The sequence below is a fragment of the Mesorhizobium sp. USDA 3734 genome, from assembly GCF_056279665.1.
Map to the genome: position 1 here is coordinate 2,510,004 of NZ_JBWCCW010000001.1, position 17,117 is coordinate 2,527,120.

General features: G+C 63.2%; 15 protein-coding genes. 9 read left to right on the top strand and 6 right to left on the bottom strand.

Annotated elements, in window-relative coordinates:
• Positions 1-14 precede the first annotated feature (14 nt).
• On the top strand, positions 15-3,623 hold the full coding sequence (gene putA, locus ACZ89F_RS11960) for a bifunctional proline dehydrogenase/L-glutamate gamma-semialdehyde dehydrogenase PutA (protein WP_476092091.1): 3,609 nt from the start codon (positions 15-17) through the stop codon (positions 3,621-3,623).
• A 70-nt stretch (positions 3,624-3,693) separates the two neighbouring features.
• On the opposite strand, the gene hmuQ is transcribed toward putA, so the two are convergent.
• The 4 genes from hmuQ to ACZ89F_RS11980 all read right to left on the bottom strand — a co-directional run bounded on the left by hmuQ (position 3,694) and on the right by ACZ89F_RS11980 (position 7,831).
• Positions 3,694-4,008 carry a heme-degrading protein HmuQ gene (gene hmuQ, locus ACZ89F_RS11965; protein WP_476092092.1) on the bottom strand — a complete coding sequence of 105 codons (315 nt, stop codon included), beginning with the start codon at positions 4,006-4,008 and terminating at the stop codon, positions 3,694-3,696.
• Positions 4,009-4,075: 67 nt separating this feature from the next.
• Positions 4,076-5,089, bottom strand: a complete 1,014-nt coding sequence (locus ACZ89F_RS11970; protein ID WP_476092093.1) for an energy transducer TonB family protein — start codon at positions 5,087-5,089, stop codon at positions 4,076-4,078.
• A 91-nt stretch (positions 5,090-5,180) separates the two neighbouring features.
• Positions 5,181-5,624 (bottom strand): hypothetical protein, encoded by a 444-nt coding sequence (locus ACZ89F_RS11975; protein WP_476092094.1) that lies wholly within the window; start codon positions 5,622-5,624, stop codon positions 5,181-5,183.
• A 5-nt stretch (positions 5,625-5,629) separates the two neighbouring features.
• The gene (locus ACZ89F_RS11980) at positions 5,630-7,831 is read right to left on the bottom strand and encodes a TonB-dependent hemoglobin/transferrin/lactoferrin family receptor (protein WP_476092095.1); all 2,202 of its coding nucleotides are present in this window, start codon (positions 7,829-7,831) and stop codon (positions 5,630-5,632) included.
• 197 nt (positions 7,832-8,028) lie between these two features.
• Here ACZ89F_RS11980 and hemP point away from each other — a divergent pair, with 197 nt between their 5' ends.
• The 5 genes from hemP (at position 8,029) to ACZ89F_RS12005 (ending at position 12,178) form a co-directional block, all read left to right on the top strand.
• Positions 8,029-8,235 (top strand): hemin uptake protein HemP, encoded by a 207-nt coding sequence (hemP, locus tag ACZ89F_RS11985; RefSeq protein WP_023757683.1) that lies wholly within the window; start codon positions 8,029-8,031, stop codon positions 8,233-8,235.
• A gap of 22 nt (positions 8,236-8,257) precedes the next feature.
• Positions 8,258-9,319, top strand: coding sequence for a hemin-degrading factor (locus ACZ89F_RS11990; RefSeq protein ID WP_476092096.1), 1,062 nt, complete (start codon positions 8,258-8,260; stop codon positions 9,317-9,319).
• Positions 9,320-9,390: 71 nt separating this feature from the next.
• On the top strand, positions 9,391-10,257 hold the full coding sequence (locus ACZ89F_RS11995; protein WP_476097270.1) for a heme/hemin ABC transporter substrate-binding protein: 867 nt from the start codon (positions 9,391-9,393) through the stop codon (positions 10,255-10,257).
• 11 nt (positions 10,258-10,268) lie between these two features.
• The gene (locus tag ACZ89F_RS12000; RefSeq protein WP_476092097.1) at positions 10,269-11,366 is read left to right on the top strand and encodes a FecCD family ABC transporter permease; all 1,098 of its coding nucleotides are present in this window, start codon (positions 10,269-10,271) and stop codon (positions 11,364-11,366) included.
• Between the two features lie 23 nt (positions 11,367-11,389).
• A complete protein-coding gene (locus ACZ89F_RS12005; RefSeq protein ID WP_476092098.1) occupies positions 11,390-12,178 on the top strand; it encodes a heme ABC transporter ATP-binding protein in 789 nt (262 codons plus the stop codon).
• Positions 12,179-12,219: 41 nt separating this feature from the next.
• On the opposite strand, the gene rirA is transcribed toward ACZ89F_RS12005, so the two are convergent.
• The gene (rirA, locus tag ACZ89F_RS12010; RefSeq protein ID WP_013531245.1) at positions 12,220-12,684 is read right to left on the bottom strand and encodes an iron-responsive transcriptional regulator RirA; all 465 of its coding nucleotides are present in this window, start codon (positions 12,682-12,684) and stop codon (positions 12,220-12,222) included.
• 275 nt (positions 12,685-12,959) lie between these two features.
• Between rirA and ACZ89F_RS12015 the strand changes: the two genes are divergently transcribed.
• The 3 genes from ACZ89F_RS12015 (at position 12,960) to ACZ89F_RS12025 (ending at position 15,485) form a co-directional block, all read left to right on the top strand.
• Positions 12,960-14,255, top strand: coding sequence for a DUF445 domain-containing protein (locus ACZ89F_RS12015; protein WP_476092099.1), 1,296 nt, complete (start codon positions 12,960-12,962; stop codon positions 14,253-14,255).
• 111 nt (positions 14,256-14,366) lie between these two features.
• A complete protein-coding gene (locus ACZ89F_RS12020) occupies positions 14,367-14,795 on the top strand; it encodes a phasin family protein (RefSeq protein WP_476092100.1) in 429 nt (142 codons plus the stop codon).
• Between the two features lie 192 nt (positions 14,796-14,987).
• On the top strand, positions 14,988-15,485 hold the full coding sequence (locus ACZ89F_RS12025) for a MaoC family dehydratase (protein WP_056596087.1): 498 nt from the start codon (positions 14,988-14,990) through the stop codon (positions 15,483-15,485).
• 25 nt (positions 15,486-15,510) lie between these two features.
• Here ACZ89F_RS12025 and ACZ89F_RS12030 read toward each other — a convergent pair whose 3' ends face one another.
• Positions 15,511-16,938, bottom strand: coding sequence for an MFS transporter (locus ACZ89F_RS12030; protein WP_476097271.1), 1,428 nt, complete (start codon positions 16,936-16,938; stop codon positions 15,511-15,513).
• Between the last annotated feature and the right edge of the window lie 179 nt (positions 16,939-17,117).

Below are 17,117 nucleotides of genomic sequence, written 5' to 3' on the forward strand. Positions count from 1 at the left end.
TCCGCAGGACCGCCATGCCGCTCGATACCATCCGCCAGCAGATCCGCGCCAACTACCTGCCCGATGAAGACGAGGCCGTGAAGCGGCTGGCCGAGGCGACGAGCCTTTCAGCGAAAGACCGCAAGGCGATCTCGGCCCGGGCCGCCGATCTGGTGCGGGCGGTGCGCGGCTCGTCGGATCCTCGCCTGATGGAAGTTTTCCTCTCCGCCTACGGTCTTTCCACCAAGGAAGGCGTGGCGCTGATGTGCCTGGCCGAGGCGCTGTTGCGCGTGCCCGACACCGAGACCATGGACGACCTCATCGCCGACAAGATCGCGCCGCACGACTGGTCGGCGCATTCGGGTGGTTCGAGCTCCATCTTCGTCAATGCCTCGACCTGGGCGCTGATGCTGACCGGCCGCGTTCTCGATGAGGGCGAGGGCGGCATCGAGGGCACGCTGCGCTCGATGGTGCGGCGGCTGGGCGAGCCGGTCATCCGCAAGGCGGTGGCCGCCGCCATGCGCGAAATGGGCGAGCAGTTCGTGCTCGGCCGCACCATCGCCGAAGCCGTCAAGCGCGGCAGGCCGATGACGCAGAAGGGCTATCTCTATTCCTTCGACATGCTGGGCGAGGCAGCCCGCACCGAGGCCGACGCCTTGCGCTATCATAAGGCCTATGCCGACGCGATTTCCTCGCTCGATGCCGGCTCCAACGGCCCTGATATCCGCCAGAACCACGGCATTTCGGTCAAGCTTTCGGCGCTGCATCCGCGCTATGAGGTGGCGCAGAAGGAAGAGATGCTGCCGGTCATGGCCGAGCGGCTTTTGTCGTTGGCGCTTGCCGCACGCCATTCGCGCATGGGCCTCAACATCGACGCCGAGGAAGCCGACCGCCTCGATCTGTCGCTCGACGTCATCGAGCGGGTGCTGGCAGAGCCGGAACTCGCCGGCTGGAACGGTTTTGGCGTGGTGGTGCAAGCGTATGGGCCACGCGCGGCCTTCGCCATCGACTGGCTCTACGCGCTGGCGAAGAAATACGACCGCAACATCATGGTGCGGCTGGTCAAGGGTGCCTATTGGGACACCGAGATCAAGCGGGCGCAGACGCTCGGGCTCTCCGGCTATCCTGTCTTTACCCGCAAAGCTAACACCGACGTTTCCTATATGGCTTGCGCGAAGAAGCTGCTTGGCATGACCGACCGCATCTATCCGCAATTCGCCACCCACAATGCCCACACCGTCGCCGCCATCCTGTCGATGACGGAGAATCGCGATTCCTTCGAGTTCCAGCGCCTGCACGGCATGGGCGAGGCGCTGCACGAGACGGTGCGACGGTCCGAAGGCACGCGCTGCCGCATCTATGCACCGGTCGGTGCGCATTCCGATCTGCTGGCCTATCTGGTCCGCCGGCTGCTGGAGAACGGGGCCAATTCCTCCTTCGTGCACCAGCTGACCGATGAGGATGTCGAGCCGGAGGACATTGCGCGTGATCCGCTTGAAACGGTCGAAAGCCAGGGTCCGGCCGCCAATCCGGCGATTGCCCGGCCTTCCCAGATTTTTGGGACCGGCCGTCGCAACTCGAAGGGATTTGATATCACCGACACGGTGACGCTGGCGGCGATTGACAAGGCCAAGGCGGCCTTCGCCGGGCCGGATCGTTGGCATGCCAAGCCGATCACCCGTGCCGCCGGCTACGGCAAGCAGCGCCCGATCCTGAATCCGGCAAAGCCTTCCGAAGTGGTCGGCACGGTCAGCGAAGCCGCTGCCAAGCAAGTCGCGACCGCCGTGCGCTTTGCGGTGGAAGCGCAGCCGGCCTGGGCAAAACGTCCTGTCGCCGAGCGCGCCGCCATCCTCAACCGCGCCGCCGATCTCTATGAGGTGAATGCCGTCGAGTTCTTTGCACTCGCCACAAGGGAGGCCGGTAAATCGCTGGCTGACGGTGTGGCCGAAGTACGCGAGGCGGTCGACTTCCTGCGCTACTACGCCACTGAGGCGGCAAATGCCGAGGCGGGCACGCAAGCACGTGGCGCCATCGTCTGCATTTCGCCGTGGAATTTCCCGCTCGCCATCTTCACCGGCCAGATCGCCGCAGCGCTGGTGACCGGCAATTCGGTCATCGCCAAACCGGCCGAGCAGACGCCTCTGATCGCCTTCCGCGCTGTCGAACTGCTGCGCGAGGCCGGCGTGCCGGAAGATGTCATCCAGCTTCTGCCCGGCGACGGCCCATCGGTCGGCGGGCCGCTCACCGCCGATCCGCGCATTGCCGGCGTCTGCTTCACCGGCTCGACCGAGGTCGCCAAGCTGATCGAGAAACAACTGGCCGAGACGGCCGCGCCCGATGCCATGCTGATCGCCGAGACCGGCGGCCTCAACGCCATGATCGTCGATTCCACCGCGCTGCCCGAGCAGGCGGTGCGCGACATCCTGGCCTCGGCCTTCCAGAGTGCCGGCCAGCGCTGCTCGGCGCTGCGCGTGCTCTATGTGCAGAAGGACGTCGAGAAGAAGATGCTGGAGATGCTGAAAGGCGCCATGGAGGCACTCAGCATCGGTGATCCCTGGCGGATTTCGACCGATGTCGGCCCGGTCATCGACGACGAGGCGCAAGGCTCGATCCGCGAGTACTGCACGAAGATGGGTCTGCAGGGCAGGCTGATCGCCAAGCTCGAGGCGCCGAAGGAAGGCCGCTTCGTCGCGCCCCACGTCTTCCGGGTCAAGGGCATCGAAGACATGGAGCGCGAGGTGTTCGGGCCGGTGCTGCATGTCGCCACCTTCGACGCCGACGAGATCGACGCGGTCATCGCCGCCATCAACCGCAAGGGCTATGGCCTGACCTTCGGCCTGCACACCCGCATCGAGGGCCGCGTGCAGCATTTCGTCGACGGGATCCATGCCGGCAACATCTATGTCAACCGCAACCAGATCGGCGCCGTCGTCGGCTCACAGCCGTTTGGTGGCGAGGGGCTATCTGGCACCGGGCCGAAGGCCGGCGGCCCGCACTATCTCCGGCGCTTTCGCAAGGGGCCGGAGGCCGGCACCCATTTGCAGGATGGCCATAAGGTGACGGCGACCGAACTTGCCGACAATCTGCCTGATCCCACACTTGGCGGCTGGTCGACTCGGCCCGACCGGATCGCCATCCTGAGGAAGCATCTGCGCGGCAAGGGTGCCGCTGCCATAGGTGCCGCCGCCGGCATCGATTTCGGCCAGGTCGACCTGCCCGGGCCGACCGGCGAGGCCAACACGCTCTCGCTGTCGCCACGCGGACGGGTGCTGTGCCTCGGTCCTGATGGCGATACGCTGCTCGCGCAGACGATCCAGGCGCTAGCCGCCGGCAATGCGGTGCTGGCGGTGGCGCCCGGCGCACCGGCTGCCCTTTCCGCATTGACCGGCAAGGGCTTGCCGCTTGCCGCAATCGACGGTCGTCCTGATCCTGTCGAAGCGCGCTCGTTGCGCGTCGACGTCGTTGCTTTTTCAGGCACGCCAGAGGCCGCGCGCATCGTACGCAAGGTCATCGCTGACCGCACAGGCCCGATCGTGCCGCTGGTCAGCGAGGTGCTGAACCCGGCGGCCTATGCACATGAACGGGCTGTCTGCGTCGACACCACAGCCGCCGGCGGCAATGCGAGCCTGCTGGCCGGAGCCTGACCCCGGCCAGTCGTTGTGTTTTTTTGCTTGTCGTTGTCCCAAAACCGGGACCACTTTTGGGCGACATGCATTACGCGCCTTCGACGACCGCAAAACCCTCGAACTGGGGGTGGCCGAGATAGTGGACCTTTGTCGTGCCGACATTTCGATGGGCGGCACGGAAATTCTCCGACTTGGTCCAGGCGATAAAATCCTCGTGGCTCGCCCACACCGTGTGCGACGCAAACAGCGTGTAGCCTTCGGCCTCGTTGACCGGGCCACGCAGCAGATGGAATTCCCGAAAACCCCTCATCTCCGCGAGGCTGGAATCGCGGTTCTTCCAGACGGCTTCGAAATCACTCTCCGAGCCGGTCTGCACCTTGAAGCGGTTCATGGCGATGTACATGGCGGTTCCTTTCAATGTTGGTGAACTGTGATGACTGACGGATGTTCGAGCGGCGAGGCGGGGGCTCTCAAAACGGACCGATCGCTCCGGTGAACACAAGACTGTCGCCGACCTTCGGCGGAATGGGTGGGAAGGGCGCCGCCTTGCGCACGATGCCGAGCACGACCTGATCGAAGTTTGGCGATCCGGAGCTTTGCAGAATGCGCAGTTCATCGATACCGCCACGGCTGCCGATGACGAATGTCACAACGGCATTGTTGCGGGCGGTCAATTGCACCGAAGGCGGGACGGCACGATTGACGCGGCTGAGCTTTCGGATGACGTCGCTGCGGTAACTGTCTTCCGCGGCGCTGCCTGCCTCTTTCTGCTTGTTGCCCTTGCTGGCGGCCTGCGCCAACCGGTCCTGACCATCCGCCGTGCCGCGCTTCTCATCCGCCGCCTTCGAAGGGGCAGCTGCCGGAGTTGGCCTGGCGCTGGGGATCGGCGGCTGCTCTGGAGCGGCGACAGGCACTTCGGCGCTCTCGGCCTGAACGGTCGGCTGCGCCGGCGTTTCGCTCTTGGGAGCCACGCTCTGGTCATCGGGGCGTGGGGCGCCGGCCACCAATATGTCTGGGGTGACCGTCTGATGTTTGACAGGTTCCGGCAAAGGCTTGAGCGGCGGCTTTGCTACTTCCCCGGCTGGTCGAGAAGGCTCCGTTGGTCGCGACGGCTTGGGTGGCGTTGCCGGCTGTGGTTTGGCCGCTTGCGGGTTCGGCACCAGCGCGACATTTATTGCCGCCGGGTCCTTGTCCAGCGCGCTGCCGGCCACCTTGGTGCCCGACTGTTCACTGCCTTCCGGCTGCATTGCGTCCTGGAAACTGGATGGCCCTGAAGGCGAGATCAGAAAAGCCGCCGCCACCGCGGCATGGAGCAGACAGGAGACGACGACCGCCGCCGTCCATTTGCGGTTCCAGGCCGATGGCCGCGGCAGCGCAAGCGGCTCGGTCGGTTCTATGGCCAGCTCGGCGCTGGCGTCTGGGAGGGGGCTGATGTCCTGCATGTCTCGCCGCGAGACCTGCAGCGACAAGAGCAGAATTGTCAAATCAAGATCGTTCGCTGGCAGCGGCAGTCGGCCGTGGCCGGCAATTGGCCACGCCACGGTGTTTCGCGTGAGTGCGGGATGCAGTCCCACCTCAGACGCCGAAAGCGATCCCGGTCCTGGTATCCGTCTTCAGCTTGCGCATGCAGGCATTCGGTTCGACGCCGGCTCCGGTGCATTCGGTCGCGCTGTTGATCAGCACGCGACTGACTTTCGAGCACTCGGTACCGGCCAGATCGAAACGCGTCACCTTGGTCTTGCCCGCCGGCAATTCCTTGAAGTCGAGGACGGTCAGCCGGTCGACGACACCGGCCTGGTTGAACAAGGCGATCTCGAACGCCGCCTTGGACAGATCGGCGCCGAGATTGTTGTTGACCACGAACGTCAGGCGGCAACCCTTGTCGGAAGGTTGCGCAGCGTTGAGTTCGAGGCTGAGCGCGGGGACCGGCGCGGACTCTTGTGCCCACGCCGGAACCATCGCAAGCGACATCGCCAGCGTCGAGGTCAGCAGACGAAGGGATGTCGTCAAGCTCGTCATTGTCGTCAGCCTCCAAACCGCATCGTTGCCGCCAACTTCAACGTTATGCCTGGCTCGTAGACAACCGACGTTGTCGAGGCATTCAACGCGTTGGCGTATTTGACATCGAACAGATTGTCGGCGCGAAAATCGATCTTGAAATTGTCGGTCGCCTGGTAGCTGGCAAAGGCATTGACCAGCGTATAGTTGTCAGCTCGCACACTGCCCTTCGGCTTGCCGTTGTATTGGACTTCGCCGCCGACTGTCAGCTTGTCTTCCAGGAACCGTAGCCCAAGCTGGGCGGAAACCTGGCTTGACGGAACAGTTGAAAGATCTTCACGAACCCCATCGTAGTCCACGGTGTGACCGTTGGTGATGGAGGCCGAAAACCCTGCAAAACCCCAGGCAGCCTCGTAGACGCTTTCGAACTCAAATCCTTGGATCACCGCGTTGGCGTAATTCTGATACTGGGCGCAGGTGGGGATATAGGGTGGTATCGGCAGTCCGGGGACGAACGGGCAGCCGTTTGTGCCGATATTAACTTCCTCATTCAGGCCGATGTAGTCGTCGACATTGTTGTGGAAATATGCCGCCTTGATGCGCAGGGCATCGTCGGGCCGCGCCACGCCGTTGGCCTTGTAGTTGATGCCGGCTTCCCAGGTCTTTCCGGTTTCTGGCCTCAGGTTGGGATTAGGAAGGAACGGGAAGGTAACGCCGGCAGGATGCATTCCACTTATCAGTGTCTCGGTGATTGATGGGGAACGATAACCCTCGGCGTAGGTGCCGTAGAATTGCAAGCCATCGAGGCCGGCAGTGTCGAACGGTGATACACCGACCGTGACGCGCGGCGACAGGCGGTCTCCAGACGTGTCACCCTCGTCGCTCTTGAGACTGTAGCTGTCGTAACGCAGGGCAGCGATGACCTCCAGCCAGTCCCAGGAGATCTTGTCTTGGACATACCCACCCGACACGCGCCGCCTGCCGGAAGGGGAGTAGAAGCTGTCACCTCCCGTCGTGCCGGAATTGTCCACATCGTCCGTCACCAAGTCGCCACCATAGGTCAGCTCATGCGCGAAATCCCCAGTTTCGAAACGCGATGTGTTCCATATGTCGAGACTGAAGGTGTCCAAATCGTAGATCGACTTCGAGCCTGCTGGCAGGAGTACCGGCAAGCCGGTTGACGGGTCATAGCGGTTGAGAGCGATGAGACTGGTCTGGTCCAGTTTCGTCTTGCCGTAGGAAGCGTTGACGTGCAGATCGAGCCAGCTCTTGGCATCATCGGTGACGTTGTATCGGCCGGTGAAGGTATTCTGCTTGAGGTCAACATCATAGGCCGGCACTCCGCTGCTGGTTTCCTGCCAGCTGTCGCTCGTACCGTTCCAACCCAGTTTCAGTTCGCTGTTCTCGCTGGGGCGGATGGTGGTCTTGAGCAGGCCGCTCAATACGTCGAAGCCCGTCCCATTGACCGTGTCGCCGCCGCCATCCTTGTAGTCGTCGTAGTTGCGGTAGACGACATTGCCCAGCACGTCCCAGTTTTCGTTGAAGCGGTAGGCACCGGCGGCGCTGGTGGTCCAGCCGCTGCCGTTGCTCTCATATCGGCCGGTCGTGGATGCTGCCCAAGTCTCATCTGGCCTGAGGAAGTCTTCGGCATCCTTGGTTTCAAAGAAGACGACGCCGCCGATAGCCCCCGAGCCATAGGTGTTGGCGACAGGGCCGCGGATCACGTCGGCGGACTTCAACAATTCGGGATCGATCCAGAATGTCGATTGGGTACCATGGCCCGAGCGTTGGAAATCCTGGCGTGCACCATCGACGATAACCTGGACGCGGCCAAAATCCTGCAGGCCACGGATGTTGGCACTGGAACTGACACGCCTTGCATCGGCCTGCATGGTGATACCCGGAACCCCAAAGAATACATCGTTCGGCGTCGTCGCCATGCGGCGGTCTAGCTGTTCCTGATCGACATGGCTGGCAGAGGCAAGCGATTCGATCGCCGTCTCGCCGGTGCGGCTGATGACCAGGATCTTGTCGAGCAACGTTGCTCCCGCTGGTGCGGCCTTCTCTTCGTCAGCCTTCTTCGTTTCCGTCTGTTGGCCCGCCGGCTGTGCCGCCTGCTGAGCGTTGGCCAGTTGCGCCGACAAGGCGATCGCCGCCACGCTTGCCAGCAAAGCCGCCGCGCCGTTCGCCGCCGACCGGCCGCGCCATTCCCAAGTCACCAACCCCATGCCCCAACTCCAAAGTCCAGGTTTCATGCTGGCTGGCCCGGGGCTGGCTGGCATTTTTGATCGTGTCCGGCGTCTTAAATCTTGACTCATTTAATCCGGTATTGCACTGACTAATAAACATGATTATTCAAGTCAAGAATGAATCGGATTACGCAACGCCTAGCCAGACGCCCGGCACAGGAAAGGGATCCATCCAGATGAACACACATAATCCCAACGATTTTCGCTATCGCGTCCGCCGTTCCGACGATGCCTCCGCCCGTTTCGATCGGGTTCCGCTGGCGGTGCGGACCCTGTCCAGCAACACCCTGTTCCAGGGCGAGCACGAGATCGGCATCGAGCATCACGGCGCGCTCTACCGGCTGAAGATCACCCGCCAGGGCAAGCTCATTCTCAACAAGTAAGACAAGGCAGTAGGGACGAGACATGGACCAGCGCGTAAAACCCGCCCCGCATGAAATCCGGCGGGCACGGGCAGATAATCCTAAGACGCGCGAGCGCGATCTGGCTGTCCAGCTCGGCATTTCGGAGGCCGAGCTGGTCGCCGCGCATTGCGGCGACGGCGTCGTCCGCGTCGAGCCACGTGTCAACGATCTTTTGACCGGCCTCGAAGCCGTCGGCGAGGTCATGGCGCTGACCCGCAATGAAAGCGCGGTGCACGAAAAGATCGGCGTCTATGACAAGGTCGTCACCGGCAACCACAATGCCATGGTGCTTGGCGAAAACATCGACCTGCGCATCTTCCCGAAGGTGTGGGCACACGGCTTTGCCGTGGAAAAACGCGAAGGCGACGAGATTCGCCGCAGCCTGCAGTTCTTCGACGCGGCAGGCGAGGCCGTGCACAAGGTGCATCTGCGGCCGGCCTCCAGCCTCTATGCCTATCAGAAGCTGGTCGCCGCGCTCGAATCGTCCAACCAGGAGCCGACTGTCCACATTTCAGGGCCTCTGCCTGATGACGAGATCCATGCTGACCAAGCGACCGCCGATCTCGACGATCTGCGCGACCGCTGGAGCCGGCTGACCGACGTGCACCAGTTCTTCGGCATGCTGAAGACCCTGAAGCTCAGCCGCCGGCAGGCGGTGCGCATGGTCGGCCAGGACTATGCCTGGCTGCTCGACAATGATGCCGTCCGGGCCATGTTCCATCACGCCGCGGAGGGCGAGATGCCGATCATGTGCTTTGTCGGAAACCGCGGCTGCATCCAGATCCATTCCGGTCCGATCAAATCCATCAAGCCGATGGGACCATGGATCAATGTGCTGGACGAAACCTTCCACCTGCACCTGCGAACCGATCACATCCACGAGGTCTGGGCCGTGCGCAAGCCGACCAAGGACGGTCATGTCACCTCGCTCGAGGTCTATGACGCCGACGGCAAGATGATCATCCAGTTCTTCGGCAAACGTCATGAAGGTGAAAGCGAGCGTGACGACTGGCGGTTCCTGGCGGAAAACCTGCCGCGCATCCCAAGCCCGACCGCAGCCTGAGGATTTTAGAAATGGTTTCCTTTTCCAGACTGGCGCCTGTCCTCAGCTTGGCGCCCGTTCTAAGATCGGCAATGGGGCCGGCGATCGGTCTCTCCCTGGCTTTTATGGCGCTGCAACCTGCTGGCGCCGCCGAAGGCACGGACGTGTTTGCCGATCCCTCGAAGATAGCCGCCATTGGCGGCTCGATCACCGAGATCGTCTATGCGCTCGGCGAGGAGAAGCATCTGGTGGCGCGCGATTCCACCAGCCGGTATCCGAAGGCGGCGCTTGAGCTGCCCGATGTCGGCTACATGCGTGCGCTGTCGCCGGAAGGCGTGCTGTCGGTCAATCCGACCGGCATTCTGGCGCTGCATGGCAGCGGTCCCAAGGAAGCCGTCGATGTCTTGAAGAAGACGAGCGTTTCGTTCATCGAGGTGCCCGAGCACTATAGCCATGAAGGCATCCTCGAGAAGGTCCGCATCGTCGGCAAGGCGCTCGGCGTCGATGCCAAGGCCGAGGTGCTGGCCAAGGAGCTTGATGCCAAGCTCACGGCAGCCGAGAAGCAGACCGCCTCGATCAAGGAGCGCAAGCGCATCCTGTTCGTGCTGTCGATACAGGGCGGCAAGATCCTGGCGGCCGGCAGCGAGACCGCCGCCGACGGCATGGTCAAGCTGGCTGGCGGCGTCAACGCGGTCGAGGGCTTTTCCGGCTACAAGCAAATGTCCGACGAGGCGATCATAACGGCCAGGCCGGACGTGATCCTGATGATGAGCAATGCCGGGCCTCCGGTATCGGACGAAGAACTGTTCGGCAATCCGTCGATCGCCTCGACGCCGGCCGGAACCGCGCGCAAGCTGATCCGCATCGATGGCGCCTATCTGCTCGGCTTCGGGCCACGCACGGCCGATGCCATCCACGACCTCGCTGTCTCGCTTTATGGCGGGCAGGTCACGGACTGAGCAGGCAGATCATGGTCGATCAATCGATCGCCGACCCGGTGATGGCGAGCGCATCCGAAGGCGACCGGTCGGGCCGCGCCCGCATCGTCATTCTTCTGCTGTGCCTGGGGCTTGCGGCTGCCGTTTTCCTGTCGCTGACATCGGGGGCGTCGGACGCATCGGCCGTCAACGTCATCGACCACTGGCTGTTCGGCACAGTACCTGATGACGCCGCGTTGAGCACCCGCGACAGCCTGATCGTCTACGACATTCGCCTGCCGCGCATCATCCTCGGCATGCTGGTCGGCGCGGCGCTCGCGGTTTCCGGCGCGGTCATGCAGGGGCTGTTCCGCAATCCGCTGGCCGACCCCGGCCTGATCGGCGTTTCGGCCGGCTCGAGCCTCGGCGCGGTTGCCGTCATCGTGCTTGGCGCTACGGTATTGGCTCCGGTCACAGCCATGCTCGGCACGCTTGCACTGCCGTTGGCAGCCTTCTGTGGCGGGCTCGCCACGACGCTTGTGCTTTATCAGGTCGCGACACGGCGGGGGCAAACTTCGGTTGCCACAATGCTGCTCGCCGGAATCGCGCTGGCGGCGCTCGCGATGGCGCTGACCGGCATCCTCATCTTCATGGCCGACGATCGCCAGTTGCGCGACCTGACCTTCTGGCAGCTCGGATCGCTCGGTGGCGCGACCTGGGCGAAGATTGCTTCCGTCGGGCCGATCATCGTGCTGGCGCTGGCGGCGATGCCGTTCCTGGCACGCGGCCTCAACGCGCTGGCGCTGGGCGAGGCGACCGCCGGTCATCTCGGCATTCCGGTGCAGCGGCTGAAATACACGGCCATCATCGGCGTCTCGGCGGCGGTCGGCGCGTCCGTCGCCGTCAGCGGTGGTATCGGCTTCGTCGGCATCGTGGTGCCGCATCTGCTGCGTCTGCTGATCGGTCCGGACAATCGCTATCTGCTGCCGGCGTCCGCGCTGCTCGGCGCCTCGCTGCTGCTGCTGGCCGATGCGGTCGCGCGCACCATTGTGGCTCCGGCCGAATTGCCGATCGGCATCGTCACCGCGATATCAGGCGCGCCATTCTTCCTTTGGATATTGCTGCGCAAGCGCGGCGTCGTTGATTTGTGAGAGTTGGGACCTGTGAGGCTTGGATGATCGAGGCAAGGGACGTTTCCGTGGCGATTGCCGGCAAGCCTATCGTCGCCGGTGTCGATTTCCAGGCGCGGCCCGGCGAGATCGCCGCCATCGTCGGCCCCAATGGTTCGGGCAAGACGACCTTCCTCAAGGCGCTTTCCGGCGAACTCGCCTACACCGGGCGCGTCGTGCTCAACGGCCGCGATCTCTGCGCGATGAAGCCGGTCAAGATCGCCGTCCATCGGGCAGTGCTGCCGCAGGCGACGACGCTGTCGTTCCCGTTCACGGTGCGAGAAGTGGTCAAGCTTGGCCTTGTCGGCGGCCGTTCGGGCGTCTTGCCGGGCGAGGATGCGCGGCTGCCGGAACGGGCGCTGGCGCGCGTCGATCTCGACGGCTTTGCCGGACGTTTCTACCAGGAGCTTTCGGGCGGCGAGCAACAGCGCGTCCAGCTGGCGCGCGTGCTGTGCCAGGTCTGGGCTCCGGTGCTCGACGGCAAGCCGCGCTATCTCTTTCTCGACGAGCCGGTTTCCAGCCTCGACATCAAGCACCAGCTGATTATCATGAACATTGCCCGCGACTTCGCCAGAAGGGGCGGCGGCGTGGTTGCCATCCTGCATGACCTCAATCTCACGGCCATGTATGCCGACCGGATCTTCGTCATGCATCGTGGCCGGCTGGCCGCCACCGGGTCGCCGCAGGACGTGCTGAGCGATGATCTGATCGAAAAAGTGTTCGACTGCCGGCTGAGGGTCGGCGTGCTGCCGGCCGGAAACATGCCGTTCGTGCTGCCCCAGTCCGCGGCCTAGGTTATTGCAGTAAGTCTAGCCAGACCACGACGTGGCCAAGTTCAGGCAGCCGGGGCGCGGCGCTCCATCAGCATGTCGATGCCGAGCAGGTTGCGCACATTCGGCCGCGCCGCCACCAGATCGGCGATCGTGTAGCGGGCGAGCACGGCGAAGAACGCGTTCAGCGCCTCGCGTAGCGCCGAATTCAGTGCGCAGCTGTCGACCAGCGGGCATTCGGCGGCATCGTTCTCGAAGCATTCGGCCATGGCGAAGCTCTCTTCCGTCACGCGCACGACATCGAACAGGCTGATGGCTTCAGCCGCCCGGCCAAGTTTGACGCCGCCATTCCTGCCACGCACGGTCTGGACCAGGCCGTGCTCGACAAGAGGCTGCAGGATCTTGAACAGGAAAAGCTCCGACACCGAATAGGCGGCCGCGATCTCGGGGATGCGGCTCAATCGGTCATCATTGGCCGCGCAATACATCAAGATGCGCATGGCATAGTTGGTCTGGCGCGTAAGCCGCATTTTGTCCTCACAAGGCACTGGTGCGGTGAAACCACGCCAGATCTGGAAATTTTGCTGATGCGGCTTTGACCCGAAATTCCGGATTCGCCACATTGGCCTCGGCGGAATATGGCCTATACCTTGGAACAATTCCAGACTAGCTTCGACCAATAGATGAATTTTCTCCTCAACTTTGTGTGCGCGCCCGAGCAAGATTTGGCGCGAAACCGGCTGTCGCGGGTATTTTGGCCGTCAAACCACTAAATAGCCTGAGATCGACGAGGAGCGGCTCACCCATGTCACAATCGGCTTCGTCCCTGGCGCCTGTCCGTTTCGATACCGACGCGGATGCCAAGCTTTCCGCGTTACGGCGGACAAAATTCGTCGCAGCGGCTGCATTGGCGCTTTGCGTGCTGGTGTTTGCGCTCGCCAAATCATTCGAGCACATCCATCCGTGGCTCGGCTTCGTCGCTGCCTTTGCCGAGGCGGCGACCATAGGCGGGCTGGCCGACTGGTATGCGGTGGTGGCGCTCTTCCGGCGGCCGCTGGGGCTGCCGATCCCACACACCGCCATCATCCCCGAGAACCAGAACCGCATCGCCGACAATCTCGGCCGCTTCATCGAGGTCAACTTCCTGGCGCCCGAGCCGGTGCGTGAAAAGCTCGCCGAGGTCGATTTTTCGGCGCTCGTCGCCGACTGGCTGGCCGATACCGAGCGCGCCGCCGGCCTGTCGCGCTTTGTCGTGCGGCTGGTGCCGCAGACCCTTGCCGCCGTCGAGCAATCCGGCCTGCGCGGCTTCGTCACCAGCCGCATGCTCGAACAGATCGAAAAGGTGCCGCTGGCGCCGCTGGCCGCCGAGCTGTTGTCGGCGCTTACCGACGACCGTCGCCACCAGAAACTGTTCGACGAATTCACCAAGGTGATCGGCCGGTTCCTCAACGACGAACAGGCGCTGGCGACGATGCGCGAGAAGATCCGCGAGGAGTTGCCCTCGCTGTTCAACCTATTCAGAGCCGACGCCTATCTCCTGAAGAAGATCGTCGCTTCGGCGGGCTCGCTGCTCGATGAGGTGAGGGCCGATCCCGACCACCCGATGCGCGCCGAATTCGACCGTTTCGCGCAGAGCTTCATCGAAAAGCTGAGGACATCGAAGCAATATGCCAAGCGCGCCGAGAAGCTGAAGCGCGATTTCCTGGCCCGTCCGGAGGTCAGGGGATTGGCAGGCGACATGTGGGCAAGCCTCAGCCAGTTCATCGAGCAGGACGCCAAGGCGCCGAATTCGGTTATCCGTGCGCATCTCACCAACATGTTCGTCGAGGTCGGGCGCCATCTTGCCAGCGATGCGCAGATCAGGGCCGACATGAACCAGGGGTTCGTGGTGGCGCTGGCGTCGTTCGTGGAGAGCCAGAAGAGCGGCGTGTCGACATTCATCGCCGACCAGGTCAAGCGCTGGGACCTGGCGCAACTGACAAGGCTGATCGAGATGAACATCGGCCGGGACCTGCAATATATCCGCTTCAACGGCATGATCATCGGCGGCCTCGCGGGTGTCGTGCTCTATGTCGCCGAACTGCTGTTCCTCGTGAATTGATGCGCGGTGGCGCAGTGCTGATTCCATCGCGTTCGAAATGGACTCACGGCACGCGAGTGCTATTCTCATGCTGAGGGCGCCTGCATCCGCGGCAAAGGGGAGCAAACGAGCATGGCAAAACAACCGGAATCCGATTCCTTCATGGACATGTTCGGCAGGTTCGGCCGCGACTTGAAGGTGCCCAATGTCGATGTCGAGGCGATCCTCGCCCATCATCGCAAGAACCTCGAAGCACTGGAGAAATCGGCACGGGCCGGTGCCGCCGGTGCGTCCTCGCTGTTGTCCAGGCAGCGCGAGATGCTGCAGGACACGCTGCGCGAGGTCACTGAGATGGCGCAAAGCTACAGGGCGCCGGGCAATCCGCAGGGACTGATGGCCAAACAGACGGAGTTTGCCAGAAAGTCCTTCGAAGTTGCATTGAAGAATGCTGGCGAAGTGGCCGAACTGGTCAAGAAATCCGGCACCGAATCGGTCGATATCCTGCGCACGCGCATCAAGGAGGCGATGGAGGAAATCCGCGCCGGTTACGAGAAGAAGTAGCAGAGGTGGCCGTGGCCGGCTCGTTGCCGCCGGCTGCTCTGAAAGCCGAGAAATCCCGATTTGACCTGCCGTTGCGCTTGGAGGCATGGCGCGATTGCGGCCGGATTCGGCGGAACGGATTCACGCAGGGCGAATTGACAGAGGCCGTCAGTTCGTGGTCCGGAGGCGTTGCAAGCGATCGGGAAAGCAGGAATGACTGAAATACGGCCTAAAACGCCGCCGACCTTCGACCAGTTGAGGACGATGGCCGGGCAGGAGCTCGGTGTATCGGAATGGACGACGGTCGACCAGAACCGCATCGACCAGTTCGCCGAATGCACCGGAGACCATCAGTGGATTCATGTCGATCCTGAAAGGGCACGGCGGCAAAGCCCGTTCCGCACGACGATCGCGCATGGCTATCTGACGCTGTCGATCATCGGCGCGCTGGCTCTTGGCATGGGCATCGTGCCTGAGAATACGCAGGCCGCCTTCAACTATGGCTTCGACAAGGTGCGGTTCCTGGCACCGGTCAGGGTCGGCGCGCGCATCAGGCTGCGCACCACGCTGCTGTCCATGGAGGACAGGGGGCCTGGCCAATATCTGATGAAGGCGGCCAACACGGTCGAAATCGAAGGCGAGGAAAAGCCTGCTCTGATGGCTGAAACACTGGTCATGCTCTATGAGCGTCGCAAGCGGGCAGGGGCCTGAGAGCGATCCGCTAGGAGCCGTCGGTTTACGCAAAGTCAGAGGTTTTTGACGCGTCCACCAGTCTCTGCCGTCTGAACTCGGTGCGGGTCGAGATCAGTGCGAGGACCAGCGCGACCAGCGCCAGCACCGTCGCCGTCTGAAATGTGATCTGCATTCCCCGGGCGGCGGCCTCGGAACTCAGAAGACCAATGCCTACGTGCTCTTCGGCCGATGCAACGGCGAAGACGGCACCCATCAACGACGCGCCGGTGATGAGGCCGAGATTGCGCGCAAGGTTGAGCAGGCCGGAGACGACGCCGCGCTGGCCGGCTCCGACACCCGTCATGACGGCTGCATTGTTCGACGTCTGGAACAGTGCGTAGCCAATACAGGTGACGGTGATCGGAACGACATAGCCGGCAATGCCGAGTTTGGTCATGGCGAGCGACAGCAGGAACGTGCCTATGGCGAGGCTGAGCAGGCCGGCGACCATCATCCTGTGGGCGCCGAAGCGGTCGGTCAGGCGTCCGGCCACCAGCGCCGACAGGGTCGAGACAAGCGGACCGGTCGACAGCACCACGCCGACCATTGCGGCATTCAGCCCGAGCCCGCGCGACAGGTAGAAGGGAGCCACCACCAGGGTCGCCATCATGACCGTGGCGACGATCAGGCTCATGACGAGACTGGCGCTGAGCGAGAGATCGCGGAAGCTGGCAAGCTGGATCAGCGGGTTTTCCAGCTTCGTCTGCACACTGGCGAACAGAATGACCCCGAACCCGGCGGCGACCAGCAGGCTGATGTTGAGCGCGCCGAAATTGCCTCTGCCAAGCGTCATGGCCAGCGCATAGGCGGCCAGTGTCAGGCCCAGCAGGACCGTGCCCATGACATCGAACGTGCCTCGGTCGACCTGCGCTGTCTTGCTTCGTGCCGGCAAGGCACGCCAGGCGAGAGCGAAGGTCAGCACACCCAGCGGGACATTGACGAGGAAGATCGCTCGCCAGCCGAAGCCGGCGATCAAAAGGCCGCCGAGCGAGGGACCAAGCGTCGTGCCGATCGCGGACATGGCGCCGAGCAGGCCCATGGCGCTGCCGGTCCGTTCCTTGCTGACCGTTTCGGCGACAAAGGCCAGCGTCAGCGCCATCATCAGCGCCGCGCCAAGCCCTTGCACGGCGCGGGCGGCGATCAGCAGCCACAGCGTCGGCGCCAGGCCGCAGAGCACCGATGCCGATGTGAACAGCGCGATGCCGCCAAGCAGCAAGGGTCGGCGCCCGAACATGTCGGCCAACCGGCCGGCGCTGACGATCAATGTGGTGATGGCGAGCAGATAGGCCAGGACGACCCATTGAACGGACTGGAACGACGCGCCGAAATTCTGCATCAGCGACGGCAGGCCGACGCTGGCAATGCTGGTTCCCAGCGACGACAGCAGCGTGGCGAGCGACAGGCTTGCCAGCGCCCAGCGGGCGGATTGCATCCGTGGCGGCGCCGATGCGCGCCCGTTCCGATCTTGCTCAGCGATTGTCACGGCGATCTCCTTCCATCAGCCCCACAACCAGAGCTGGCGGAGATCTAGCCGTTCGGCTGACATGGCGGAAGGCGCAGCACTTGCATCTTATTCGTGCGTTTAACGCCATATCATGCCATGATCCGCCG

Coding starts and splice junctions, on each gene's coding strand:
- ACZ89F_RS12000 (WP_476092097.1), top strand. CDS start 10,269: ATGGTCGATCAATCGATCGCCGACCCGGTGATGGCGAGCGCATCCGAA.
- ACZ89F_RS12005 (WP_476092098.1), top strand. CDS start 11,390: ATGATCGAGGCAAGGGACGTTTCCGTGGCGATTGCCGGCAAGCCTATC.
- ACZ89F_RS12020 (WP_476092100.1), top strand. CDS start 14,367: ATGGCAAAACAACCGGAATCCGATTCCTTCATGGACATGTTCGGCAGG.
- ACZ89F_RS11995 (WP_476097270.1), top strand. CDS start 9,391: ATGGGGCCGGCGATCGGTCTCTCCCTGGCTTTTATGGCGCTGCAACCT.
- ACZ89F_RS12030 (WP_476097271.1), bottom strand. CDS start 16,938: ATGCAATCCGCCCGCTGGGCGCTGGCAAGCCTGTCGCTCGCCACGCTG.
- ACZ89F_RS11975 (WP_476092094.1), bottom strand. CDS start 5,624: ATGACGAGCTTGACGACATCCCTTCGTCTGCTGACCTCGACGCTGGCG.
- rirA (WP_013531245.1), bottom strand. CDS start 12,684: ATGCGGCTTACGCGCCAGACCAACTATGCCATGCGCATCTTGATGTAT.
- ACZ89F_RS12015 (WP_476092099.1), top strand. CDS start 12,960: ATGTCACAATCGGCTTCGTCCCTGGCGCCTGTCCGTTTCGATACCGAC.
- ACZ89F_RS11980 (WP_476092095.1), bottom strand. CDS start 7,831: ATGGGGTTGGTGACTTGGGAATGGCGCGGCCGGTCGGCGGCGAACGGC.
- putA (WP_476092091.1), top strand. CDS start 15: ATGCCGCTCGATACCATCCGCCAGCAGATCCGCGCCAACTACCTGCCC.
- ACZ89F_RS11990 (WP_476092096.1), top strand. CDS start 8,258: ATGGACCAGCGCGTAAAACCCGCCCCGCATGAAATCCGGCGGGCACGG.
- hemP (WP_023757683.1), top strand. CDS start 8,029: ATGAACACACATAATCCCAACGATTTTCGCTATCGCGTCCGCCGTTCC.
- ACZ89F_RS12025 (WP_056596087.1), top strand. CDS start 14,988: ATGACTGAAATACGGCCTAAAACGCCGCCGACCTTCGACCAGTTGAGG.
- hmuQ (WP_476092092.1), bottom strand. CDS start 4,008: ATGTACATCGCCATGAACCGCTTCAAGGTGCAGACCGGCTCGGAGAGT.